The 23,623-nt window shown below is 36.7% G+C and carries 21 protein-coding genes and 4 pseudogenes; 16 read left to right on the top strand and 9 right to left on the bottom strand.

The window, feature by feature from the left end; genetic code table 11:
• Positions 1 to 243: 243 nt before the first annotated feature.
• On the bottom strand, positions 244 to 819 hold the full coding sequence (locus WAX74_RS19160; RefSeq protein WP_093061239.1) for a TetR/AcrR family transcriptional regulator: 576 nt from the start codon (positions 817 to 819) through the stop codon (positions 244 to 246).
• 214 nt (positions 820 to 1,033) lie between these two features.
• Here WAX74_RS19160 and WAX74_RS19155 point away from each other — a divergent pair, with 214 nt between their 5' ends.
• Both WAX74_RS19155 and WAX74_RS19150 read left to right on the top strand, forming a co-directional pair.
• The gene (locus tag WAX74_RS19155) at positions 1,034 to 1,831 is read left to right on the top strand and encodes an SDR family oxidoreductase (protein ID WP_336499263.1); all 798 of its coding nucleotides are present in this window, start codon (positions 1,034 to 1,036) and stop codon (positions 1,829 to 1,831) included.
• A 303-nt stretch (positions 1,832 to 2,134) separates the two neighbouring features.
• Positions 2,135 to 2,356 (top strand): annotated as a pseudogene (locus tag WAX74_RS19150) (tRNA-binding protein); the annotation flags it as partial.
• Positions 2,357 to 2,473: 117 nt separating this feature from the next.
• On the opposite strand, the pseudogene WAX74_RS19145 reads toward WAX74_RS19150, so the two are convergent.
• The 5 genes and pseudogenes from WAX74_RS19145 to WAX74_RS19125 all read right to left on the bottom strand — a co-directional run.
• Positions 2,474 to 3,484: pseudogene (locus WAX74_RS19145) on the bottom strand (MFS transporter); the annotation flags it as partial.
• A 12-nt stretch (positions 3,485 to 3,496) separates the two neighbouring features.
• Entirely contained in the window at positions 3,497 to 3,700 is a 204-nt protein-coding gene (locus WAX74_RS19140; RefSeq protein WP_336499262.1) for a hypothetical protein, read from the bottom strand.
• On the bottom strand, positions 3,697 to 4,272 hold the full coding sequence (locus tag WAX74_RS19135; RefSeq protein WP_336499261.1) for an ArsR/SmtB family transcription factor: 576 nt from the start codon (positions 4,270 to 4,272) through the stop codon (positions 3,697 to 3,699). The genes WAX74_RS19140 and WAX74_RS19135 overlap by 4 nt, the downstream gene beginning before the upstream one ends.
• 293 nt (positions 4,273 to 4,565) lie before the next feature.
• Entirely contained in the window at positions 4,566 to 4,730 is a 165-nt protein-coding gene (locus WAX74_RS19130) for a hypothetical protein (RefSeq protein ID WP_336499260.1), read from the bottom strand.
• A complete protein-coding gene (locus WAX74_RS19125) occupies positions 4,727 to 4,870 on the bottom strand; it encodes a MarR family transcriptional regulator (protein WP_413789000.1) in 144 nt (47 codons plus the stop codon). Before WAX74_RS19125 ends, WAX74_RS19130 begins: the two co-directional genes overlap by 4 nt.
• A gap of 233 nt (positions 4,871 to 5,103) precedes the next feature.
• On the opposite strand from WAX74_RS19125, the gene WAX74_RS19120 reads away from it, so the two are divergent.
• The 7 genes and pseudogenes from WAX74_RS19120 to WAX74_RS19090 form a co-directional block, all read left to right on the top strand.
• Positions 5,104 to 5,484, top strand: a complete 381-nt coding sequence (locus tag WAX74_RS19120) for a BlaI/MecI/CopY family transcriptional regulator (RefSeq protein WP_336499259.1) — start codon at positions 5,104 to 5,106, stop codon at positions 5,482 to 5,484.
• Between the two features lie 17 nt (positions 5,485 to 5,501).
• The gene (locus tag WAX74_RS19115) at positions 5,502 to 7,289 is read left to right on the top strand and encodes a M56 family metallopeptidase (RefSeq protein WP_336499258.1); all 1,788 of its coding nucleotides are present in this window, start codon (positions 5,502 to 5,504) and stop codon (positions 7,287 to 7,289) included.
• Between the two features lie 227 nt (positions 7,290 to 7,516).
• The gene (gene nagZ / locus WAX74_RS19110) at positions 7,517 to 9,328 is read left to right on the top strand and encodes a beta-N-acetylhexosaminidase (protein WP_336499257.1); all 1,812 of its coding nucleotides are present in this window, start codon (positions 7,517 to 7,519) and stop codon (positions 9,326 to 9,328) included.
• A gap of 760 nt (positions 9,329 to 10,088) precedes the next feature.
• Positions 10,089 to 10,661: a TetR family transcriptional regulator gene (locus tag WAX74_RS19105; RefSeq protein WP_336499256.1), complete on the top strand. Its 573-nt coding sequence runs from the start codon at positions 10,089 to 10,091 to the stop codon at positions 10,659 to 10,661.
• Positions 10,662 to 10,781: 120 nt separating this feature from the next.
• Positions 10,782 to 11,180: pseudogene (locus WAX74_RS19100) on the top strand (MFS transporter); the annotation flags it as partial.
• 71 nt (positions 11,181 to 11,251) lie between these two features.
• The gene (locus WAX74_RS19095) at positions 11,252 to 12,205 is read left to right on the top strand and encodes an aldo/keto reductase (protein ID WP_336499255.1); all 954 of its coding nucleotides are present in this window, start codon (positions 11,252 to 11,254) and stop codon (positions 12,203 to 12,205) included.
• Positions 12,206 to 12,244: 39 nt separating this feature from the next.
• Positions 12,245 to 12,517, top strand: a pseudogene (locus WAX74_RS19090) (LLM class flavin-dependent oxidoreductase); the annotation flags it as partial.
• Positions 12,518 to 12,792: 275 nt separating this feature from the next.
• On the opposite strand, the gene WAX74_RS19085 reads toward WAX74_RS19090, so the two are convergent.
• Positions 12,793 to 13,536: an alpha/beta fold hydrolase gene (locus tag WAX74_RS19085; RefSeq protein WP_336499254.1), complete on the bottom strand. Its 744-nt coding sequence runs from the start codon at positions 13,534 to 13,536 to the stop codon at positions 12,793 to 12,795.
• A 204-nt stretch (positions 13,537 to 13,740) separates the two neighbouring features.
• Here WAX74_RS19085 and WAX74_RS19080 point away from each other — a divergent pair, with 204 nt between their 5' ends.
• Positions 13,741 to 14,565 carry a phytoene/squalene synthase family protein gene (locus WAX74_RS19080; RefSeq protein ID WP_336499253.1) on the top strand — a complete coding sequence of 275 codons (825 nt, stop codon included), beginning with the start codon at positions 13,741 to 13,743 and terminating at the stop codon, positions 14,563 to 14,565.
• Between the two features lie 173 nt (positions 14,566 to 14,738).
• Here WAX74_RS19080 and WAX74_RS19075 read toward each other — a convergent pair whose 3' ends face one another.
• Positions 14,739 to 15,929 carry a class I SAM-dependent rRNA methyltransferase gene (locus tag WAX74_RS19075; protein WP_336499252.1) on the bottom strand — a complete coding sequence of 397 codons (1,191 nt, stop codon included), beginning with the start codon at positions 15,927 to 15,929 and terminating at the stop codon, positions 14,739 to 14,741.
• A 168-nt stretch (positions 15,930 to 16,097) separates the two neighbouring features.
• Between WAX74_RS19075 and WAX74_RS19070 the strand changes: the two genes are divergently transcribed.
• The 5 genes from WAX74_RS19070 (at position 16,098) to recQ (ending at position 20,712) form a co-directional block, all read left to right on the top strand.
• Positions 16,098 to 16,439, top strand: a complete 342-nt coding sequence (locus WAX74_RS19070; protein WP_336499251.1) for an ArsR/SmtB family transcription factor — start codon at positions 16,098 to 16,100, stop codon at positions 16,437 to 16,439.
• Positions 16,440 to 16,459: 20 nt separating this feature from the next.
• A complete protein-coding gene (locus WAX74_RS19065; RefSeq protein WP_336499250.1) occupies positions 16,460 to 16,957 on the top strand; it encodes an SRPBCC family protein in 498 nt (165 codons plus the stop codon).
• Between the two features lie 322 nt (positions 16,958 to 17,279).
• Positions 17,280 to 17,852 carry a GNAT family N-acetyltransferase gene (locus WAX74_RS19060; protein WP_336499249.1) on the top strand — a complete coding sequence of 191 codons (573 nt, stop codon included), beginning with the start codon at positions 17,280 to 17,282 and terminating at the stop codon, positions 17,850 to 17,852.
• Positions 17,853 to 18,627: 775 nt separating this feature from the next.
• A complete protein-coding gene (locus tag WAX74_RS19055; protein WP_336499248.1) occupies positions 18,628 to 18,864 on the top strand; it encodes a hypothetical protein in 237 nt (78 codons plus the stop codon).
• 81 nt (positions 18,865 to 18,945) lie between these two features.
• Positions 18,946 to 20,712, top strand: a complete 1,767-nt coding sequence (gene recQ, locus WAX74_RS19050; RefSeq protein WP_336499247.1) for a DNA helicase RecQ — start codon at positions 18,946 to 18,948, stop codon at positions 20,710 to 20,712.
• Here recQ and WAX74_RS19045 read toward each other — a convergent pair.
• Positions 20,697 to 20,918 (bottom strand): DUF2187 family protein, encoded by a 222-nt coding sequence (locus tag WAX74_RS19045; RefSeq protein ID WP_336499246.1) that lies wholly within the window; start codon positions 20,916 to 20,918, stop codon positions 20,697 to 20,699. The two genes, recQ and WAX74_RS19045, sit on opposite strands and share 16 nt — an antisense overlap.
• A 369-nt stretch (positions 20,919 to 21,287) precedes the next feature.
• Here WAX74_RS19045 and WAX74_RS19040 point away from each other — a divergent pair, with 369 nt between their 5' ends.
• The gene (locus WAX74_RS19040) at positions 21,288 to 22,706 is read left to right on the top strand and encodes a DEAD/DEAH box helicase (RefSeq protein WP_336499265.1); all 1,419 of its coding nucleotides are present in this window, start codon (positions 21,288 to 21,290) and stop codon (positions 22,704 to 22,706) included.
• The last annotated feature ends 917 nt before the right edge of the window (positions 22,707 to 23,623 follow it).

Here is a 23,623-nt window from a genome sequence, read left to right as displayed (position 1 = left end):
TGGGCTCTAACGCACCATAGTTCATCGACCTTCCTCTCCCAGCCGTAGAATCAGTATGTACGGTTTTTCCCCATTTTCATTCTCTGTGGTGAAGCGCTGATTTTGCGCTTCATGGATGGCTAACGGGGTAGGTTAGTTGAACAAGGTATAGTTAAGAAACAATCTAGAGCCTATTTGAATATAAAAACAGGCTCCATTGAATTTGGAAAAGAGAAATACTAAGTATGAATTCAGTTGTTGAATTTATATTTGATGGGCATCTTCTTTATTCATCGTATCAATTAAGGGCATCAATTGTTGCAAATACTTTTCTGGTTCTGTTTGTTGATTTTGCATCCCATGCATTGCTACCCCGTAAAGCGCCCAGCTTAACGCCACCGAAAATACCTCAATATCCGTATTATTTTGGTTAGGCCATTGTTTATGTGCCCATTTTGAAAAGGAAGCATGAAGTACATTTTTAAAAAGTGTTTCTATTTGTGGTGTAAATGCCTTATAACTGCGATGACATTGGTTACTAATTGATGTTTGGAACCTTATAATTGATAAAAGTATTGATTTTATGCTTTCTTCGTTAATTACCTCATGGGTACTTACCTCTTGAATAACCTCCCTCATGATACTTTCACTTAACACTTTTTCAAGCAAGTCGTACTTATCATAAAAGTGATTATAGAAAGTCGCACGGTTAACCGTTGCAGAAGTTGTTATATCCTTAATGGTCATATCTTTAAAATCCATTTGCATTGATAACTCAATAAACGCTTCCATAATAAGATTCCTAGTGCGAAGAATCCGGGGATCTATTTGTCTTGCCATCAAATTCCCTCCTACTTAATAGACATTTTTCGCAATCTGTCGTTTAAGCGATAGATGCGTTAAATTGTCTATTGCATACGATTTTTCATCTTGATATATTGATTATACAACAAATGTTGTTTAAGCGAAAGGTGTTAAAGTAAGGCTATAGAACTTTAGAAAAATGAAACATAATAACAAATTGGAGGTAATTAAATTATGAAAATTGGTGTAAGTGGTGCAAGCGGCTGGACAACATAGTGTTGTAACAATCACGCGTACTCCGGAGAAAATTGCAATTGATGACGTGGAAGCACGTTTCGGTGATTACGATCAACCATCTTCGCTGATTGAGGCATACAAAGGTTTGGATCGCTTACTGCTTATTCCGTCGTCCGAAGTAAAACCTGGTCGTCGTTCAGAACAATTTATTGCAGCTATTGATGCAGCTGTAGAAGCAGGTGTTCCACACATTGTCCTTATTTCGTCTACAGGCGCGCGCAACACAGAAAAAACGAATATTGCATACGACTATTTTGTCAGTGAACAGCATTTGATGCGTAAAGCAAGCAAATGGAGCATTTTGCGCATGAACTACTATTCAGAGTATTTCATCATGGATGCGCAAATGTCATTAGCTTATGGCGTTCTTTCAGGTCTCACTGAAAGCAAAGTCGCATTCGTTTCACGCGATGATATCGCCACTGCAGCAGCTGGTTTGCTACTCGGCGATGATCACGAAGGTGCAATTTATAACGGAACTGGACCAGAAAGCCTAACAGGTGCACAGCGTGCAGAACTCATCGCGAAAGTTAGCGGTAAACCACTTTCATTTATCACAATACCAGTTGAGACGCTACAAGATCAGCTTCAGCAAGGGGAACTTCCGGCAGAGATCATCAATTTAGTCGTGAATACTCAGCAAAACTTCTCTAATGGAGATTACGATATCGTTACGGGGGACATTGAAAAATTATCAGGTCGTCCAGCACGAAGCCTTGAATCCATCCTGTCAACCACTACATTCCAGTAATTTACTCTTGTGATAAAAGGAGAGCCACCATTTTGATGGTGGCTCTTTTTATGGTAGTGGTTTCTCGTAGTTTGTATGGATAATATAAGATATATAGATACAAATACTATTATGAATAAATAATTAAATCATCTTCAACTAACGGGTGCTTTACTTCAAGAAGGAGTATAGTCTAAAGCGGCAGTTTAGTAGAAGAGCGATGATTAACTGTGTTCAAAAATCGAGCTGAATTATTTGATGATTTAAATTTCTGATTCAATTTGTTAAGATGGTACTAATTGTAAATGACTGGAGGCTAAATTTGTGGTAACATTTGAGGACTTTTTGAAATTGGACATCCGCATTGGTACTGTTATTAACGCAGAACCCTTTCCAGAAGCACGAAAACCTGCAATAAAATTAGAAATTGATTTTGGAGAAATTGGTATTAAACATTCTTCTGCACAAATTACAAAAAGATATACACCAGAACAACTTATTGGACATCAGGTGGTTGCAGTAGTAAATTTCCATCCAAGAAGTATTGTGTCCCTGTGTCAGAAACTTTCATGTTAATTCAAATAAACATGAAAGTCGTGAATTTCACGCTTTTTTCTGACATAGGCACATATTACAAAACCATAGTCATTTCAAACAATCCCCTTAAACAACCGCTTCTTCACTGCTTTGTCCGTTATAAACTATTAATCCCATTACGCCGCTGAGGAATAGCAAAGTGGAAGCCAAAACAAAAACAAACGCATAGGGAATGGTTTCCGACAGCCAGCCTGTCAACAACTGAGAGATGGGAACTGCCCCGAAAGCCGCTAGCGAAACGATACTCATCGTTCTGCCGAGCCTTGCCCTTGGAACATGGGCATGAATCTTTGAAATGATGATGACACTTGATATACCATTCAAAATCCCTATGGCCGCTAAAGATAGCAACACGACCCATACGGAAGGAATAGCTACCAAAAACAAGAGCAGTCCCTGTATAAGTTCAAGCCAGTAAAACGAACGAAGTGTTTTATATTTTGGGTGTAGTTTGGTGACAAACATCATGCCTATGACCGAACCAGCTCCAAAGGCAGCCAAGACGAATCCCATCTGTGAAGGTGCCAGATCGAAGCTTTCCTTTGAATATAGCGGTAATGCGATCTGCATTGGACCGACTACTACCAGTCCCCCCACTAAATCTACCAACAGTACGGTACGGAGCCACTTGGTTGTCCACACTTGCTGAAACCCTTCCACGAAATCTTTCACAATACGCGAGTCTTTCACTTTAGGTGAGCTTTCCTTGTTAACGCTGACCATAATCCCGGTGATAGCGCCAATCAAATAAGACATGGCATTTATGAGAAAACCAGCCTCTATTCCGTAGAGCCCCACCACTAATCCAGCAAGAGGAGGACCAATGAAGATGGCGGTTTGAGAGATTGATTGAACCCATGCATTGGCATTTTCTAAATTCCTTGTTTCTACGATGGAAGGAACAATGGTATTAAATGCCGGATAGAAAAAGCCGCTTGCCACACCAGATAAAGAAAGTAAGAGGTAAAGCAGTGGAAATGACAAGGCATCAAAGAATAAAAATGAAATCAAAACGGTCAAAATCACAAACCGAGCGAAGTCTGAAATCCAAATAACCTGTTTCGCACTTAACCGATCAACTGCAACGCCTCACACCAGCAATAGAAGAATGCGGGGAAAGACCGAGAAGAATAGGGAAAGAGCCATTTGGCTGCCGCTTCCACCCATCTCAAAAATCAAGTAAATCAGGGCGATCTGCTGGAATCCATCTCCTATTGTCGAGAAGGACTGACCAAAGAAAAAATAAGCGAAATTCTTATTGGAGAAGAGGCTGTTTTTAAATAGTCTTCTCATTGTTCTGTTTCTCTTCTCTTAGATTTTGGAGAAACTGGATGAAAAAAACTGCTGAGCGTGTAGAATTTCCGATTATCTGTAGGTGTTCGTTTCATGGAAGAATTATTCATAATTTGATCGATAGCAGATAAATGCTTCTTAATAGAAGCTATTTCTTCGTCTGTTAACCACGCGTGTTCCTGAGTGATGAATGAGTTTGGAAGGAAACCTTCATGATAATCGACACTTTCGATGAGATTCCGGTAAGTTTCATGAAAAGTAGATTCGTAGAGCATATGTTCATCGGATTTGGCCAATTCAAGAGAAGGAGAAAGTCGGAATGAACGGGCTGAAGCCGTATAATATTTTTCGATGATGGATCCTTTTACTTCTTCTCTTGTAAGTCGGATAATGCCAGAGTTCAGGAGTTCCTTTACGTGAAAGTGCACTTTAGGTGCAGACTCTTTGAGGGCGTTTGAAATTTCTTTATTTGTCATTTCATCAAACGAAAGAACGGTTAAAATACGTTGTCTTAACGGATGAGATAATGCGTGCAGCTGCTCAGTCGTTTCGATGATCATTTCATATTTCATGTTTTAGTCTCCTTTTGAGTTTCTCAGATAATAAAATTATATTTATCGATAAATTATAATTTATTAAAGAAATTATAATTCACCTTTTTTAAAATTGCAATATACACATCTAAAGTTTTAGGTTAGAAGCCGGGATAAACTAAGGACTGTTTCTCAAAAACTTTATTCTAAAAAGAATCGAGCCTTTTGATATTTAAGAAGCATTGCCATTTTCAAGGATCGTATCAGAAGTTATTACATCGTACATAGAAAAAAACCACTCTTAGGTATTTGAGTGGTTTTTTCTATTGCATCTATTTCTCGGCTACTCCATTCAGTTGATGTAAAAGGTACATGATTCTTTCTTTTATTTCATCCAATTCCTTTTTATTCATGCCAGTTGCGTCGAATAAGGATTGCGGAACACACGATGCCTTCTCCTGTAGTACTTTGCCAGCTTGCGTAATATAAATGTTCATGACGCGTTCGTCCACTGTGTCACGGCGAGCTCGATGAGACCCGCAGTTTCCATACGTCTGAGTAGTGGAGACAGTGTACCAGTATCAAGATTAAGCACTTCACCCAGCTCTTTAATTGTTCTTTGTGGCTTCTCCCACAGGGTAACTAAGACTAGATACTGAGGATAAGTGAGCTGAAGTTTATCTTTGAAAATGTACTTTATTAATCATTTTTCCTTCCATCATTAAACGAATAAATTGCATTAGATTTTCATTTTTAATTTTGTAGCTCAAACATTGTTGGCTATTTAATTTGGGAAAAAAAGGACATTGACACCTCCATCCTACAAGTGTAGTCTATATTCAGATTACACTTGTAGGATGGAGGAACAAGATGAAGAAAGCAGAGTGCAAAATATCTGATGCAGAATGGATAGTAATGAAGGTGTTATGGGAAGAAGCTCCATTAACTTCTGCGATGATAGTAGAGGCAGTAAGTTCTAATAAGAATTGGAGTCCGAAAACAATTCATTCATTAATAAGTAGACTGGTAAAAAAAGGTGCTTTAGGTGTGAATAAGGAGAAGCCTCTTTATGAGTATTATCCTTTAGTAGATAAAAGAGACTGTATGTTGGATGAAACAAGATCGTTTATTCAAAAGGTATACGATGGTTCTATCCACCTTATGCTCGCCAATTTTATAAAGGAAGAGAAGATTTCTGAGAAGGAAATAGAAGAACTGGAACGATTGCTTAATAAAAAAAATAACAAGTAAAAGGCAGGTAATGATGTATGGTTTTATCTGCAATATTTAAAGAAGTCTTATTACTTTCGCTTATGGGTAGTATTTTAGCATTAGGGATACTTATTATTAAGGCTATTTTTAGACAAAGACTTAGTGCAAAGCTTCATTATTATATTTGGATTTTGCTTGTACTTAGGCTAATAGTGCCAATAGATATTCAAAATCATATAAGCTTTATGAATTTTATTCCAATTGAACAAAAGGAACTTGATCCTCATTTTATAGCAGAACAATATGTTCCTAACATAAAACCAAAAAGTACGATCACAACCGGAAATTCACCGTCTATAGAAGATAGTAACGCATTAGCTGATTCAGGAATTATAGGTGCTATTTTTAGTTATGATACTGCAGCGGTGCTGTGGATAATAGGTGTTTCATCGATTTTACTGTATATTTTATGCGTAAATATCTTAATGAGGGCTAAATTGAAAAAGTGTTCAGTCTGTGAAAGAGAAGACTTAATTAAAATTTTAGAAGCAGAAAGATCAAAGCTTAAAGTTAATTCTAAGATAAAAATTATTTATAGTAATTACTCGAAATCTCCTGCAGTTTACGGGATGATCCATCCTAAAATTATTATTCCAGAGGAGCTTATAGACAAACTAACCCCGGAAGAGTTTGGGTTTGTGTTAAGCCATGAATTAACTCATATTAAGAACAAGGATTTAGTGGTAAACACCTTACTTATGATTGTTAAAGCAATCTATTGGTTCAACCCCTTAATCTGGTATTCACTTAATCAGGTAAAACAAGACTGTGAAGTGGCTTGTGATGCGTCTGTCATCAGCACTTTAAAGACAGAAGAAGTCAAAAAATACGGTCAGACAATAATCAATATGCTTAGACTATTCTCAGAAAAAAGGAGTAATACTGGGACATTAGGATATGCAAGTAAATACAATAAACGGAGAATTGTTATGATTACACAATTTAAAAAAAGTTCGGCAATATGTGCAGTATTGGCTCTATCTCTTACAATTATAGTAGGCTGTTCAAGCACCCTTAAATCTGGCAGCTCAGAGGATATCCCAAATGAAGATAGTGGCACAAATAGTTCTACTCCATCAGAAGAAATAACCTTACAAGATGAAGCACCACAAAGCAATGCAACTCAAGATAATGCAAATCAAGCAACTCAAAACGATACATCCCAAGACAATACAAGCCAAGCTATACGAAGCAATACATCTCAAAATAATACAAGCCAAGCGTCACAAAACAGTGCAAAACAAAATAACAATACAAACCAAGGGGAAGCATCGAAAAACAATACCTCTGCTTTATCATCTAATGGGGATACTCAGCGGAAACTTCTTTCAAGTATCATGCAATTGGCAAAGCAGGGTAAAATCATCAACTCAGAGTTTCCTGTTAAAACAACCGTTATAGAAGACGTAGAGAAAAAACTAGGAAAAGCGGAAAAGGTTGATTGGGTACCTAATGCGAAAGGAAATTATGCTGTATTTTCAAAATACAATGTGGTATTTGGTTTCAACAAAGGATCACGGATTTTTGAGGCGAGATCGTTTGATAAGAAATTAAATGAATTATCACTTTCTATGGTGAAGAAAGAATTTGGAACTCCAGATTATGATGTAAAAAGTAATGGTGAAGAAATTATAGGGTATGTTGCAAGCTCTGATTTCAAGATTTTGTTAGTATTTCCTAAGCCTTCAAACAGTAATCCAGACCCGGTAATGGACCACTACTCCGTGTTTTACCCTAAGGGGACAGTTAATAATATGTCGAATGATCCGGGAAGACAATGGTAATAAAATGTGAAGCGAAAAAGTAACCACACGTAACGAGCTTCTTTTACAGCGTAAACATTATAATTAACAACTTAAATAGAGGATGAATGGATGATTTCATCCTCTGTAAATTACAGGCTTTATTGAGCCGATTTAACGCAATAGAAATAATCATCAGAAACTGAATTCGAAAAATGTAAAAAAGGTCATAATAGTTAAAGGCGAAAAGTTAGAAAGGAAAATTGGATATGAAAAGACAACAAAGAAAATCACGAAATAAACTACGTATTTTTACGATTCCACTTTTAATTTTAGCTATAATTATTGGCGTTTATTATTATGCAATCAAAGAAAATAGTAGCGAACAGACGACGCAAGATAAAGAAAGTCCAATTATTACTCAACCTACCGGTAAAAATACAGTGGATTCAAAGAATGATCTGAATTCAAATCTTGAGAAATTGGTAGAAGAAACTTTTTCCTTATCGAAGGAAGGCAAGGTTCCGAATATTCCCTTTGCTTCTGGTAAAACAGAATGGAAGGAAGTAAACAAAGAGTGGGGAAAATCAGACCATATTTCGGAAACTGCTAAAGGCAGGTATGAGGAATACAAAAGTCATCATTCTACAATAGGCTATACCGATCAGACCGTAAATGATATACGTTCTTATGATTCTGAACTACAAAATATTCCTTTAAATGAAATTACGAAAATTGGTGGAGAACCCGATGCCATTCGATACTATAAAGATTCAACTGTTGACCAAATGATCCTTGTCTATCATGCAACGGCCTCTACTGACTTATTGTGGGTTTTACCAGTAAAAACAGAGCTGGAGCCAAATCCTAAAGTTGACCATATCTCACTCTATACACAGGTTGAAAAAACACCAAATCAGCAAGCCCAAGATGAAAAGAGCCCAAATCAACAAGCAGAAGTAGGGAAACACTCGAATCACCAAGAAAAAACCATTTCAGAAGTAATATCTAAAATGAGCTTAGAAGATAAAATTGGCCAGATGATTCTTGCTGGGGTTTCCGGGACTACAATGGACGCAAATGCAAAAAAATTAATAGGCCAATTTCATGTCGGGGGAATTATTTTCTACAAATATAATTTTGACACCCCTGCACAAACCGTTCAACTTGTTAATCAGCTGAAAGCTAAAAATAGTTCGAGTCTTCCGCTTATACTAAGTGTTGATCAAGAGGGTGGACGTGTGACAAGATTGCCAGGTGGACTTGTAAACTTTCCACCAAATAAACAGATTGGACAAGTAAACAATCCTGATTTTTCTTATAAAGTCGGAACACTCTTAGGCCATGAATTAAAAGAATTTGGTTTAAATCTCGATTTTGCACCTGTTCTTGATATTAACAGCAATCCAAATAACCCAGTAATCGGAGATCGATCATTTGGGAACAATCCAGAAATCGTAAGTAAACTTGGGATTCAAACGATGAAAGGGATACAGTCTCAAAACGTCATCACGACAATTAAGCATTTTCCTGGTCACGGAGATACATCAGTTGATTCTCATCTGGACCTTCCAATTGTAAATAAAAGCCTAAATCAACTTAAAGAACTAGAGTTAATCCCGTTTGAACGTGCGATTAATCAAGGAGCAGATGTTGTGATGGTGGCTCATATCTTATTGCCTCAATTAGATAAAACGAATCCAGGGACCATGTCAAAAGCTGTAATGACGAATCTTCTTAGAAAACAACTAGGCTTTACAGGTGTAATCATGACGGACGATATGACAATGGGAGCCATAACAGAACATTTTGATATTGGTAAAGCATCGGTAGAATCAGTTAAGGCAGGAAGCGATATTATTTTAGTAGGGCATGACTATAATAATGTTGTACAGATTATCTCCTCTTTAAAAGCTGCTGTTCAAAATGGGGAAATTTCCGAACAAAGATTAAATGAAAGTTTAGAGAGAATTATTCAACTAAAAAGGAAATATAGCATTAACGATACGAAAGTAGAAAATCCCAACATAAATGAAATAAATAAATCAATCAATAGTCTTCTGAATAATTATTTACATTAATTATTCATATTGGTTTGTGGTAAACCTTATAATACGAACGGGTGCGCTAGTTGAATAATAAAATAAATAAAGGACCATACATATTAGACATATCTAAAATGTGTGGTCCTTTTATTATCAACCCTTTTGACTCCTAACCTAAATAAACATTGGTTATACCCCTATATGCGCGATAATGATAATGACGGTATGGTAGGTGAGTAAGCCCCTAAAACTTTGAGGCAAAATAAATGAACGAAAGAACATTTTCTTCGTTGGACGATTTATAACAATTTGCGAATGGGTGTCTGTACAGGAACAACTGAAGTTAATGGTCATATCATCTAAATTTGTATGGTGAAAATATAATTATTTTTCACTAATGGGTGCTTTACCTCAAGAAGGAGTAAAGCCTTTTTTTATTGAACTAAAGACGGCAGGTTAGTTCAATAAACGAAGAAATAACCGACTCCAACTGGGTAGTTTCACATAGGTGCAATTAATGTAAAATATGGGATTCAAAGGTTTTTCGGACAGCTCAAGTATAGTGATTGACATCTACTAATTAAATACAAAGTGAACCAGAAATGGACTTGTAAGGTGATTGAACAGTTTGCGGAAGAGGATCTCATATGGTGACCGACACCCGAAAGTAACAGCGTCGTGAATTTGATAGCAAACATTTCGGTTGTTGTTCATCAATGTTTTTGAAACCGAATACTTCGGTATATTGTTTGGAAAACAGTTTGACTTTGAACGAACGTTCGATTATAATCGGTTTATGAAAAATAAAACCGAAAACAAAATGGAACTTATCTATCAGACAACCATTGCACTTCTCAATGAAATAGGGCTATCCGATATATCCATGTCCAAAATTGCGAAAAGGGCAAGCATCTCTTCATCATCCATTTACTTTTATTTTGAAAGTAAAGAAGACTTACTGATTAAACTATATTTTAACCTCAAGGATCAAATGCATCAGCAGATGTTTAGAGGTATAACGGCGGATATGTCAGTCAGGGATGGATTTGAGAAAATATTGCGTAATTATTCCAATTATATTGTGAATAATAAAGCTAACTTTCTGTTAATGGAACAGTTTCTTGACTCTCCGTTTATACGCAAAAGTTGTAAAGATCAAAATGGTGGTGTGTTCAAGCCGATTTATGCTCTATTCGAGAGGGGGATCAAAGAAGGACTATTCAAGGATTCGGAGACCAATCTTCTGGTTACCTACTCCTGTCTGCCATTTGTCCAAATGGGGAAAGAGTATATAAATGGTGAATATGAATTCAGTTCTGCTAATATCGATATAATGATTCAAATGAGCTGGAATGCTATTAAAGCATAAACAGCCCTTTTTTTGAAGTGAGTTGAACGAACGTTCGATAATTTTTGGGGCATATTGAACGGACGTTCGACATTTTTTTTTGAAGAAAATTGAACGAACGTTCGATTAGGAGGTTACGGAGCTGATAAATGGGGAATTGGTCGTACACTGATTGCAAGTCTGCTCCTTCATGTGATTGCCCTGTTTTTTCTCCCGATTGTTGCCGTCACCTTTGCAGGTGCCTTGTTCATACTAGCTCTTTGGATGCTTGGAGCTTGGACAACGGCCCCAGCACAGCAGTTTAGTCTGGTTACTATGGCTCCTCAATCAACCGATATTATTTTGAGTTTGAATTCCTCTGCATTCCATCTTGGTGTTGCCTTGGGGGCAGTTCTAGGTGGTGTGGTTGTCGAACAACTCTCCCTATCATCGATTGGTTGGGTCGGAGGGCTAATCGTATTGCTTGCAACTGTATTTGCAGTGATTTCGATTGCTTTGAAAAATAAACAGAATGTAGCAGAACAACTCAAAAGAGTATAGGAAAAAGATATCTAAATGCAAAACCATACCGTTTTGTGATTACAACATTGAACATGAGGAGTGATTTTTTTATGGAGAAAAGAGCACTTGGATCAAGCGGGCTTGAAGTATCAGCTCTTGGATTAGGCTGCATGACCATGTCCGACTTCTACGGCAGCGACCGGGATGAACAAGAATCCATACGGACGATTCATCGTTCACTGGAACTTGGTGTGGGTTTCTTGGATACCTCGGATATGTATGGTGTCGGCGAAAATGAAAGACTGGTGGGAAAAGCGATTATAGATCGACGTCATGAGGTCACTTTGGCTACCAAGTTTGGGGTAGTACGAGACAAAGGGCCGATGTGGGAATATAACGGAAGAGCGGAATATGTTAAGGCTGCCTGTGAAGCAAGCTTGCGCAGATTAGGCGTTGACCACATCGACCTGTATTATCAGCATCGTATTGATCCCTACACTCCAATCGAGGAGTCTGTAGGGGCGATGGCTGATCTGGTGAAGGAAGGGAAGGTCCGTTATATCGGCCTTTCAGAAGCCTCGCCAGCTATGATTCGCAGAGCACATGAGGTTCATCCAATATCTGTGGTGCAAACGGAATATTCCTTGTGGTCCCGAGACGTAGAGGACGAAGTTCTTCCTACCTGCAGAGAGCTTGGCATCGGCTTTGTAGCCTATAGTCCTCTTGGACGTGGTTTCTTAACAGGTACGATCCAACGATACGAGGATTTGGGAAACGACGACATCAGACGAAACTTCCCTAGATTTCAGGGACAAAACTTACAGAAAAACCTTCAATTTGTCGCCCGGATTCAAGAGATGGCTGATGAAAAGGGGTGTACCGCACCGCAATTGGCGCTGAAATGGATATTGATGCAAGGCAGCGATATCGTACCTATTCCAGGAACGAAAAGAAGAAAGTATTTGGATGAGAATATTGGATCTTTGCAGGTTGAGCTTACGGATTCTGATCTTAAACGAATCCATGAAGTTGCGCCAAGAAACGTTGCCGCAGGACATCGATAATATTTCTGTCTGCGATCAACACGATAAGGAGTATCAGCTATGGCTGAATATACAGATAACTTTGAAATAGGCATCAATACTTTTCTAGAGAACTCACCGGATCTCGTAACGGGAAAGAGGATTAATCATCCCGAGCGGATTCGGAACGGGATCGAAGAAATCGTTATTGCCGATCAAGTCGGCCTTGATGTGTTTGGAATCGGAGAGCATCAACGGTCTGATTATGCCTCGGAATCGCCAGCCGTGGTGCTTGCAGCGGCTGCAGCTTTAACCAAGCGAATTCGGCTCACGAGTGCCGGGGAAGTAGTAAATTAGCCAACTTTTTGGCTAAACAATATTGGCACCCCTTCTTCAACTAACGGGTGTTTTAGTAAAAAATGGACATCAAAATACAATGAGCTGGAGATACATCTCCCAGCTCATTTTTTATCTGCATTTTAAATCAACCTGTACCTTTAACATAGCCTTTTTAAAAGATAGGCTCTGTATTATTGAACAATTGGTAGGCATCCGATGAGCTGCTAATCGGACACCTATTTTACGTTTAATATAGGTAAAGATTTTAAAACTGAACAGCTAAAAAGTTATCAGGATAGCTCTCTTCTATTCCTGCGAAAAAAACGATCAAGTAGTTCATTATACTCTTCCTTTTTTTCTAAAATAGGTAAATGTCCACAGTTATCAAATATGACGACTTCCGCTTTTGGCATAAAGCCTTTGGTTATATAGCTGCTTATTAAGGGGTTTATTTCATCGTATTTTCCACCAATAATTAAAGTTGGAACCTTTACGAACGGTAATATTGGAAGATAATTGGATTTGATTGCTGACAGAGATGAATCGATATAAGTCTTTTTACGAATAAGAAACATTTTCTTTGCAGCATCAATTAGAGTTGATTCCTTTTGATAGAGACATTTTTTGGCGGTGTAAGTAGTATAGTTTTCACTTGATGTTGATTGAAGTTTTTTAATTCCTTTCATAACTGTCAAATGACCTAAAAATGTTGGAACGTAAGAAAATGTATTAGACAAAACCATGGATAAAACACACTCTTTTTTTTGTTTATAAATCTCTTGCACAACTAGACCTCCCATGGAAAGACCGCAAAAGTGTGCTTTTTTTATGTCTAAGGAATCTAGGAGCGATAAAATATCTTGAGCAAAATTGTAAATGGAAATATCGGTGTATATTTCAGATTCTCCATGTCCGCGTAGGTCAGGTATTATTAATCGATAATTGGAGGAGAGGTTGTATTGGTTTACCCAGGATTCTTTTTTACTCCCTAAGCCATGAATTAATACTACAGGTTCACCTTGACCAATGTCCAAGTAATGAATGATGCAAACCTCCTTTACGACAGATTTTAGTTCATGCGTGCATGCTGATTGTTTCTATTTTATTCAGAGAACAGAAGAAGGCTACTTTTATGGAATTTACAGGAGATCTCTTTCTAATGGACGTGGTTTTGTCTTTTTGCTAAAATCCAGTACAATAGTACATAGAGTATTTGATTGTGAAATGGAGGACTAGTTGTGCGTGAAAAAGCGGCTTTACAAAAAGAAGCAATGGATATGCTAAAAAAGACAAGTAGAACATTTTATATCCCAATCACTTTTTTAGAACCGACACTAAAGAAGGCGGTTGCTTCTGCTTACTTATGTATGCGTGCGATAGATGAAATTGAGGACCATGAATCGCTTGGGCAAAATGAGAAACAACAATTATTATTAGAAACTAGCAAAATGCTTTTGAATGATTTTAATCCAAAAGAATACGAGCAGCTTGTTGAACCTTTTAAAGAAATACTACCAGAGGTTTCCATGAGACTTGCGGACTGGCTAGAAATTTGTCCTACTGATTTAAAAGTAACAGTAAAAGCCTACACGGGTGAAATGGCAGAAGGAATGGCTAAATGGGTAGGGAAGGAATGGCAAGTTAAAACAAAAGAAGATCTTGATGAGTATACATATTATGTAGCTGGATTGGTTGGGGTAATGCTATCGGAACTGTGGAAGTGGAATGCAGATATAGATACGGATCGTGATCTTGCGATAGCATATGGACGAGGCCTACAGGCAGTAAATATTTTACGTAATAAAGAAGAAGATAGTGAACGAGGAGTTCAATTTTTTCCAGAAGGATGGACTCGTGCCGAAATGTTCGATTATGCTGAAGAAAACCTATCTAAAGCAGATGAGTATATAAAAAGTATCAATCGTCGCAGTATCTTATTATTTTGCAAGCTGCCACTCGCCCTTGCGCACAAGACATTAAAAGCATTAAAGAGTGGAAAAGAAAAAATGACTCGAACAGAAGTTGAAGCCACTGTAGTAGAAGTACAAGCAGAAGTTAATTAAAACATAGAAAATCCCAAGTCGAGTATGGATCTCTTCTTGGGATTTTGCTTTTCGGAAAAATTTAATTTTCTTTTATTTAGATGTTATAAACTTACCCCTAGTTGTTCCTACGACATTTTTGCAATTTCTAAACGGTCAATGCATTTTATTCATTTAACATGTATATCATTCAATTATTTAGCTCTTATAAATAAAACCTTCAAATAATTTCCTTCTTTAAACAAAGGAGAAGTTTTAAAGTCACTTGGAAGGGAAAATTCTTCTTCAATGATGTATTTTCTGTTGCTTTCTTTAAATGCTTTTTCTACAAAGCTTTTGAATTTTTTCATTCCAAACGTTGCGTTGTTTGTAGATGCAACAATTATGCCACTTTTTTCTGTAATTGCAATAGAGTCTTTTAATAAGTTTGTGTAATCTTTTGCAGAACTGAATGTGTACTTTTTTGACCGAGCAAAGCTTGGAGGATCTAAAATAACGACATCAAAGGATAATTCTTTGCGTTTTGCATACTTAAAATAATCAAACACATCCATCACAATAATGTCTTGTTTTTCTACATCGATACCATTTACTTCAAATTGCTCAGTGGTCTTACCGAGGCTTCGTTTTGCAAGATCGACACTCGTTGTTTTCGTTGCACCACCCGCTGCAGCAAAAACGGAAAAAGCACCTGTATAGGAAAATGTATTAAGCACTGTCTTTCCTTTGGAATAAACATCTCGAATCTTTTTACGAACGTCTCGTTGATCTAAGAACACACCAACCATTGCTCCGTCATTTAAGTAAATAGCAAAGTTCAGCCCATTTTCTTTCACGATTAAAGGGAACTCTCCACGTTGACCTTTCACAAAATCATCGTCTTCTAAATATTGACCCTTTGTATCAAAGCGTTTCTTTTCATATATACCTTTATATGAAACAGATGCTTCTAATGCCTCGAGAATCATTTCTTTAAAGGAATAAATTCCTTCACTATACCAACTAATAACATAAAAACCATCAAAATAATCAATGATCAGACCACCAATTCCGTCTCCTTCACCGTTAAAAACACGAAATGCAGTTGTTTCAGAGCTATTATAAAAATCATCTCGCTGTTTGATAGCTGCAGCTATTTTCTTTTGAAAAAAAGCAGTGTCGATTATCTCATTTTCATTTTTTGTAAGTAGCCAGCCGATTCCTTTATTTTGTTTTCCTACATAGCCTTTACCTAGAAATTTACCTGCTGGATTTTTTAATTTCAGTATAGAACCTTCTTCTAAATTGTCTGTTTCCTGGAATCCATCTTTTAATAAAATAGGAACACCCTTTTGCAAGTCCAGAGCAAGTGTATCTTTTATTTTTATATCTATTTCTTTTTGCATTATAGTCATCCTTAACAATCGTTTTTGTTTATTATCCCACACGAAGGCGTTTTAAAAAAGTAAGGTGATAAATTAGGGGGATAAAAAGATGTATGAACAAATTCATCATATACTTTTTATTTAATTAAATAGTTGAATATTAGTCGAATCTCAATTATATTTAACTACATGGTTAACTATGAGGGAAAATATTTAGATGAGATTTTTCATGCTTTAGCAAATTCAACAAGAAGAGAAATGGTAAATATGATGGCTCTGGAAGATAGGTCCGTTTCTGAACTTGCGGTACCGTTTGATATGTCCTTGGCTGCAATATCAAAGCATTTAAAGGTTTTGGAGCGAGCAAATCTAGTTGAAAGGATTGTAAATGGAAGAACTCACATATGTCGCTTAAATAAAGAAACATTAGCTCAAGCTACAGAATGGCTAGATTTTTATAGGAAGTTTTGGAGTAATCGTTTCGATCTTCTTGAAAATGAACTGTTGAAAGCTAAAAAGGAAGAACAATAATTAATTAAAGGAGCAATAAGATGGAAAACTATTCAACAACCACTTTAAAAATGACAAGAGTCTTTGACGTAGCCCCTGAAAGAGTTTTTGATGCATGGCTGAACCCTGAAATGATGAGAAAATGGTTCTTTACACTGGAGGGGACAAACAAAGTTGCACAAAATAATCCTCAAGTTGGCGGTTCTTGGGAAATTGTTGATCATCGAGAAGGAAAAGATTATAGAGCGATAGGGGAATATCTCGAAATCGATCCTCCTAATAAATTAGTATTTACTTTTAAAATGCCACAGTTTAGCGATACAGTAGATACAATTACAGTTGAACTAAAGGAGCTTTCAAAAGGGTGTGAAATGACATTTTCACAAAACATCATTGTTCCTCATGAAGAAAGTTGGACGAAATCAGATATTGAAAAAGCGCTTGGAGAGTATCACGATGGATCTGAACATGGTTGGAATTTAATGTTCATGGGACTTAAAGAATTAGTTGAGACAGGAAAAGTTAGCTATACAGGCTAATCATAAGTGATAATATATAAATTATAAGTAGCCACATTCTTCAACCGAAGAATGTGGCTTTCTCTTACTACACATTTGTTGATATCATGCTTGATTGTATCTATCTCATCCTTTTTATGAAATTTGACTTTAAAAGTAATTTTTAATCAAACTTTTTTAAACGAGTACACTTCTTACAGAAAGTTGTCGAAGAATGATTATGAGATGGAAAAAGGGGAATAAATAAAATCGAGGATTTTTCTCGGCCACTTTGTTCCTCTTATAAAACCTCTCAAACAAAACCTCCGAGCAAAATACAATTTTAGAAGGAGAAAGGTTCCAAATGAATTGGTATGAGAAGCTCAATCAATACTTTCCGGTCGACGAAATGAAGTCACGAGCGCATATGGAAACACTTTTAGCTGATAAAGGAAATGTGTATATTAAAGATGAAAGTCCAAAGCACGTATTAATGTACGTTGAATTTGAAAACTTTATCTTTGTAGATTATTTATTTGTTTCTAAGGAAGCTCGTGGAGAAGGTCTTGGTCGGAGATTATTGAATAAATTAAAAGAAAAAAATAAAGTCATTTTATTGGAAGTAGAACCCATTAACTATGATGATACAGATTCAGAAAAGCGACTTAGATTTTATGCACGTGAAGAATTTAAACACGCCACACGCATTGGATACACACGTCGTTCCCTCGCTACAGGTGAAAATACCGTTTTGGAAATTTTGTATTGGTCCCCAACTGATGAAGATGAATCTGTGATTTACGAAGCCATGAAATGGACGTATGAAAACATCCACACGTATAAGGATCAGTATTTTTACGGTGATTCCTATGACCCGTCTGATGAAGTATTAGTGTTTAATGATGAGGGTAAGAAAAACATGTTGAATCCATACTGACATCATATTAATAATACCAGGCGCAGGCGTCTATAATGGGCATATAGAGGACCCTGCGAAGTCACCGCAGAAATTGGGCTCATCACACGTGTTGGACTTCTTTCCGAAAGGCGGATTCGTACAGTCCCTTCCAGGAATCTGATGAGGGAATCAATCAGGTTCTGGATTGCTAACAACGTTAAGAAGAAAAAGCTAATATTTGAAGAGAGAAATAGTATAAGTAGACATAGATTGACTAGAGGGATATAGAATGCGCAATTCCCAACACTCGCTTGGGGACTGCGCATTTTTGGATAATACATCTTTGTATGTAAGAGTTTTGTTACATAGGCGTGTGCGTAGTAAATCCTTCCGAATAGTTGAGGATTTGCTATGTGTGTTCTCTATTCTTCTTGAACTAACGAGGTAGTTTAGTTGAATAGCACAATTAAATCCTAAATGTATTATTAATCAATAATCCTGAAAAACTGGAAGTAGGTTTACTTTTTTCATTGAATTATAATTAATTCGATGGTGTTATCAGGATGTACGCCTCACACGCCGCAGGAGCGAGAAGAATGAGACTCCGTAAAGGATGTGGGAGTGACGAAGGAGCGACTCATCCTGCGATCATGCGTAGCGTGCGGCAGCGGACATCCGTGTATTACTCTATGATGATACGAAAGAAATAGTCGCGATTACAACAGCTTTCGCTCCCACGTTTCGTATACTCCTTTCCGCCCGGATTCTTATGATACAATATACTTTACGTATATACTGAGGAAGGAAGTTAACTGTGAAAAAATCAAAAGTAATCGTACCGATTATGATAGTTGTAGCGATATTAGCAACAATTATGCTAAACCAAGACGAATATAATGAAGTAACTATGATAAATAAAATCCTCATTACTATAGGAGCTGCAATTGTCTCCTCTGTTGTAGGATATTTTATACTTGGAGTAGACGTAGATAAAGTCGATCCAAAAACAAACAATCATGAAGTGAAAAACAAAAAGGGAAACAGAAAATAATCTGTTTCCTTTTTTGTTTGATGGAACGTTTCCAATGTAGTGGGGTTCTATGGTAAAGTGAAGGAGATAGGAGTGACCGGAATGCTGGAAAATGCACGAAAATTATTACAAGAATATTTTGGATATGAATCGTTTCGCGAAGGACAAGAAACGATTATTAACTATGTCCTAAAAAATAAATCTAGTTTATGTGTAATGCCTACGGGTGGAGGAAAGTCTTTATGCTATCAAATTCCATCCCTAATGCTTGAAGGAACAACAATTGTTATTTCACCATTGATTTCACTTATGAAGGATCAAGTAGATACATTAATACAAGCGGGAATTCCAGCTACTTTTATTAATAGTACATTAACTGCTGAAGAAGTAAGAGAAACAATGGAAGAAGTGCAAAATGGTCAATATCGTTTACTTTATATAGCACCAGAACGGTTAGAATCCCAAAGCTTTTTAAATCAACTAAAACGAGTGAAAGTACCCCTTATCGCAGTAGATGAAGCACATTGTATTTCTCAATGGGGACATGATTTTCGTCCAAGCTACAGATCCATTCATCGATTAAAGGAAGTTTTTACTGAGCAACCGAGTGTTTTGGCTTTAACTGCCACTGCTACACCAGATGTAAGAGCAGATATTTGCCGCATTCTTCAAATAAAAGAAGAAAACACGGTTATAACAGGGTTCGCTCGCTCAAATTTATCTTTTTCGGTTGTATTAGGACAAGATAAGAACAAGTTTTTAAAGGAATTTATTAAGAAAAATGCAAATGAAGTAGGGATTATTTATGCTGCGACAAGAAAGACGGTAGACCTACTACATGAACTTTTAATAAAAGCAGGTGTCCAATCCGCAAAATACCACGCAGGGCTTCCAGAAGCTTTTCGAAACAAAGAGCAGGAGCGTTTTTTGACTGATGAGGCTCAGGTAATGATAGCGACAAATGCATTTGGAATGGGTATTGATAAATCTAACGTGAGATATGTAATTCATTACCAGTTACCAAAAAATATGGAAAGTTATTATCAAGAGGCGGGAAGAGCAGGGCGAGACGGACTTCCTAGTGAGTGTGTTGTGTTATATGCGTCACAAGATGTACAGACACAACGGTTTTTAATTGACCAAGCGTTGGATCGTGAACGAATTCCACAAGAACTTGAAAAGCTTCAAGGGATGGTTGATTATTGTCATACCGAGAATTGCTTACAACAATTTATCGTGAACTATTTCGGAGAACCTAATGAGGAACCATGTGGTCGGTGTGGTAATTGCACAGATACGAGAGAGATGAGTGATGTTACAAAAGAAGTGCAGATGGTGTTATCTTGTGTTGTACGTATGGGACAGAAGTTTGGAAAGACAATTACAGCGCAAGTTTTAACAGGCTCGCAAAACAAAAAAGTAATGGATTTTGGATTTACAAAACTATCTACTTACGGAATATTAAAAAATAAATCTTTAAAAGAAGTGTCCGGACTAATGGAGTTTATGATTTCAGAAGGATTACTTTTGGTCAACCACGGAAGCTTGCCAACCATTTATGTATCGGATGCGGGGAAAGATGTATTGCTTGGAAAAAGAAAAATTTTGCGAAAAGGAGTCGCAGTGACAAAACAAATTGCGAATAACGATCCATTGTTTGAGGGATTAAGAATACTCCGGAAAAAAATTGCGGACGAAGCCGGTGTACCACCGTTTGTTATTTTTTCTGATAAGACACTACAAGATATGTGTGTAAAGCGTCCGCAAACCGAAGAAGAATTATTAGAAGTACATGGAGTCGGTGCTAATAAACGAGAAAAATATGGAAAAGCTTTTCTCGAAGAAATCCATCGTTATAGCACTGTATAATTTTTATGGGATACTACTGTTAAATTAGAAGGAACATTAATTTTCTTCGCATCCTCAGTAGAAATTTCTACAATAACCGATTGCTCTAAAATTTTAAAAATAGTACCTTGCACTTCGTGATCATTACGAGTAAAAGAGATCTTCTCATCAATTTTCCGTGCTGCTACGAAGTCCGAAACTTCCTTTGGTTGTCTTTGGAAACTCATGTGGTTGCCTCTTTTCTATTTTTATTCGCAGAGAAAGCGATATATTAATTATATCATAGTTAGCTTGTTATAAGATGTTAAAGAGTTTAATTAAGGGCTCTTTCTCGTTAATTAATATAATTATATGCTTTTAGTAGGAAAAGATGTTTTTCGAATACCAACTTATGATAGGCTTAAGTAATATTTCTTCGGGTAATAATATACTAAGGGACATAGAGTAAATTTAGTTAAAACACCAATTTAGATGAATAAGGAAAGGAAAGAATGCATAAAAAAAGCTGCATTAATAGCTATAGAAGATTCAGATGTGTTAGGGATGAAAATAGGGAAGTAAAGAGGAGTTTATGCATAGTGCATTTTAAAGAATTAATGTTAGACGAGAAAATCTTAAAAGCCATTGAACAATTGGGTTATACAGAGCCAACAGAAGTACAACAAAAGGTAATTCCTGTTGCCCTTAAAAAGCAGGATATTCTTGTTAAATCGAAAACCGGTAGTGGGAAAACAGCTGCTTTTGCGACACCATTATGTGAGCTTGTAGATTGGGAAGAAAACAAACCTCAGGCGTTGGTATTGACGCCAACGAGAGAATTAGCAGTTCAAGTTCAAGAGGATATAACGAATATTGGTCGTTATAAACGAATAAAAGGACTAGCCTTATACGGAAAATCACCTTTTGCGAAACAAAAATTAGCATTAAAACAAAAAACACATATTGTAGTGGGGACACCAGGAAGAGTGCTTGACCATATGGAAAAAGGTACGCTTGATGTATCTAAAATAGAATATCTCGTAATCGATGAAGCAGATGAAATGTTGAATATGGGTTTTTTAGAGCAAGTAGAATCCATTATTAAACTACTTCCAAAAGAACGTACAACTATGTTATTTTCGGCTACTCTATCAGACGAAATAAAAAAATTAAGTAATAAATATATGAGGGACGCTGTTTCCATTGAAATTGCTGTTACGGAAGATCACGCTCCAGATATTGAACATGTGAAGTATGTAGTGAAGGAAGAGCAAAAGCAAGCATTCCTTGAAAAGCTAACGATACTAGAAAATCCAGATAGCTGTATTATCTTTTGTCGTACAAAAGAGCGAGTGGATCAGCTTGTGGATGCCCTCGATGCAAAAGGTTACACAGCGGATAAGATACATGGTGGGATGATGCAAGAGGATCGTTTTGAAGTAATGGACGAATTCCGAAAGGGTGAATTCCGTTATTTAATTGCGACGGATGTAGCTGCTCGTGGAATTGATATTGAAGATATTACACATGTAGTGCATTTTGATGTCCCTCTGGAGCAAGAAAGCTACGTCCATCGTACTGGTAGAACTGGTCGAGCGGGACGAAGTGGTAAATCAATCATGTTAGCTACTCCACATGAAGATAAATTTGTAAAAGAAATTGAGGCATTTATTGGCTTTGAAATTCCCACTGGACCTGAGCTTTCAGATGAGGCAGTATCAAAAAATCGTGCAGTTTTCGACTTGAAAATGCAAGAGCAACCAGAACTGAAAAAATCCAAAGGTGAGCAGTTAAATGCGAACATTACGAAACTGTATTTCAACGGAGGCAAGAAAAAGAAACTTCGAGCAGTTGATTTTGTAGGCACTATTGCAAAGATAGAAGGCGTTTCTGCGGACGACATTGGAATTATTACGATTCAGGACAATGTTACTTATGTAGAAATACTTAATGGCAAAGGTCCACTTGTGTTAAAAACAATGCGAAATACTACAGTAAAAGGTAAGCAGTTAAAAGTTCATATAGCACATAAATAAGAAGAAGGATAATTTGTAAAATTAAAGATAAGTGAATGTATGCTTTTATTATAAAAACACTAACTTATCTTTAATGTCACACATTATAAGATAATCAGTACATCACTTATATATAGTGGTGTACTTTTTATGTTTATAAGACCTCTTAAATGACCTCATTTACTACCACAACAATATTCCGGAAATTTGAAATTATATATTCAGTGTCAACTAAATCAACTGAACAAGGGGGCATTTCAATAGACAAATTCGAATTAAGCTCTCCATCTTTTTGCAAGTTTTTTTATACAAAACAAGATATAATACAGCAGGAGCTGGATGGAAAAAAATCCTTTCAAAACTTACATAAAAAAGTTTGAACAAATTTAATAAAAGATGTTTAATTATTTTTAAGCGGGGTATATAAATAGTACAAGGCGAAACTACCGTAGGAAGGGACTGGTAAACTATGAGTTTACAAGAGACTCCAATGGATGATTTGCACAGCCTTGGCGGAAAATTTGCTTTACTGACAAAAGGTACTCTCGTCGGGAACCGATATATTTAGGTTCAGGTCCAACGTGTTTTACCTGGAAGTGAAAGAAAAGTTTTTTGTGGAAGTGCACCTAAATGTCTGGTATTTCATATCAGATGACATAACTGCACTGACGAGATGAATGTGGAATTGTCAGTTACGGTTTAACTTAGCAACATTAACAAATTTTCCGAGTGTATTCCCTCTTAAGGGAAGGAAGAAAGCGTAGTCCTATTTGGATTACGCTTTTTTCTTTCTTTTTTTGTCCCTGTGGTAGAAACAATTCTACCCTACTCTGACAATTTACTGCAATTCAAAAAATAAAAGTAAAACCCATAATCTATAGTGATTTTATATTATGTCTTAAGGTTTCATAGAATTTGTATTAAGTGGCTTTAAAATT

Origin of the sequence: Psychrobacillus mangrovi (assembly GCF_037104765.1) — a bacterium.
GTDB classification, from domain to species: Bacteria; Bacillota; Bacilli; order Bacillales_A; family Planococcaceae; genus Psychrobacillus; species Psychrobacillus mangrovi.
The sequence above is the reverse complement of the archived record's forward strand: the minus strand, read 5'-3'. Positions and strand labels throughout refer to the sequence as shown.

What these genes read in the sequence shown, in the direction of transcription:
- WAX74_RS19160 (WP_093061239.1), bottom strand. Translation starts at nt 819, where the DNA reads ATGGCAAGACAAATAGATCCCCGGATTCTTCGCACTAGGAATCTTATT.
- WAX74_RS19140 (WP_336499262.1), bottom strand. Translation starts at nt 3,700, where the DNA reads ATGAGAAGACTATTTAAAAACAGCCTCTTCTCCAATAAGAATTTCGCT.
- WAX74_RS19135 (WP_336499261.1), bottom strand. Translation starts at nt 4,272, where the DNA reads ATGAAATATGAAATGATCATCGAAACGACTGAGCAGCTGCACGCATTA.
- WAX74_RS19130 (WP_336499260.1), bottom strand. Translation starts at nt 4,730, where the DNA reads ATGAACATTTATATTACGCAAGCTGGCAAAGTACTACAGGAGAAGGCA.
- WAX74_RS19120 (WP_336499259.1), top strand. Translation starts at nt 5,104, where the DNA reads ATGAAGAAAGCAGAGTGCAAAATATCTGATGCAGAATGGATAGTAATG.
- WAX74_RS19115 (WP_336499258.1), top strand. Translation starts at nt 5,502, where the DNA reads ATGGTTTTATCTGCAATATTTAAAGAAGTCTTATTACTTTCGCTTATG.
- nagZ (WP_336499257.1), top strand. Translation starts at nt 7,517, where the DNA reads ATGAAAAGACAACAAAGAAAATCACGAAATAAACTACGTATTTTTACG.
- WAX74_RS19105 (WP_336499256.1), top strand. Translation starts at nt 10,089, where the DNA reads ATGAAAAATAAAACCGAAAACAAAATGGAACTTATCTATCAGACAACC.
- WAX74_RS19095 (WP_336499255.1), top strand. Translation starts at nt 11,252, where the DNA reads ATGGAGAAAAGAGCACTTGGATCAAGCGGGCTTGAAGTATCAGCTCTT.
- WAX74_RS19075 (WP_336499252.1), bottom strand. Translation starts at nt 15,929, where the DNA reads ATGCAAAAAGAAATAGATATAAAAATAAAAGATACACTTGCTCTGGAC.
- WAX74_RS19070 (WP_336499251.1), top strand. Translation starts at nt 16,098, where the DNA reads ATGGTTAACTATGAGGGAAAATATTTAGATGAGATTTTTCATGCTTTA.
- WAX74_RS19065 (WP_336499250.1), top strand. Translation starts at nt 16,460, where the DNA reads ATGGAAAACTATTCAACAACCACTTTAAAAATGACAAGAGTCTTTGAC.
- WAX74_RS19060 (WP_336499249.1), top strand. Translation starts at nt 17,280, where the DNA reads ATGAATTGGTATGAGAAGCTCAATCAATACTTTCCGGTCGACGAAATG.
- recQ (WP_336499247.1), top strand. Translation starts at nt 18,946, where the DNA reads ATGCTGGAAAATGCACGAAAATTATTACAAGAATATTTTGGATATGAA.
- WAX74_RS19045 (WP_336499246.1), bottom strand. Translation starts at nt 20,918, where the DNA reads ATGAGTTTCCAAAGACAACCAAAGGAAGTTTCGGACTTCGTAGCAGCA.
- WAX74_RS19040 (WP_336499265.1), top strand. Translation starts at nt 21,288, where the DNA reads ATGTTAGACGAGAAAATCTTAAAAGCCATTGAACAATTGGGTTATACA.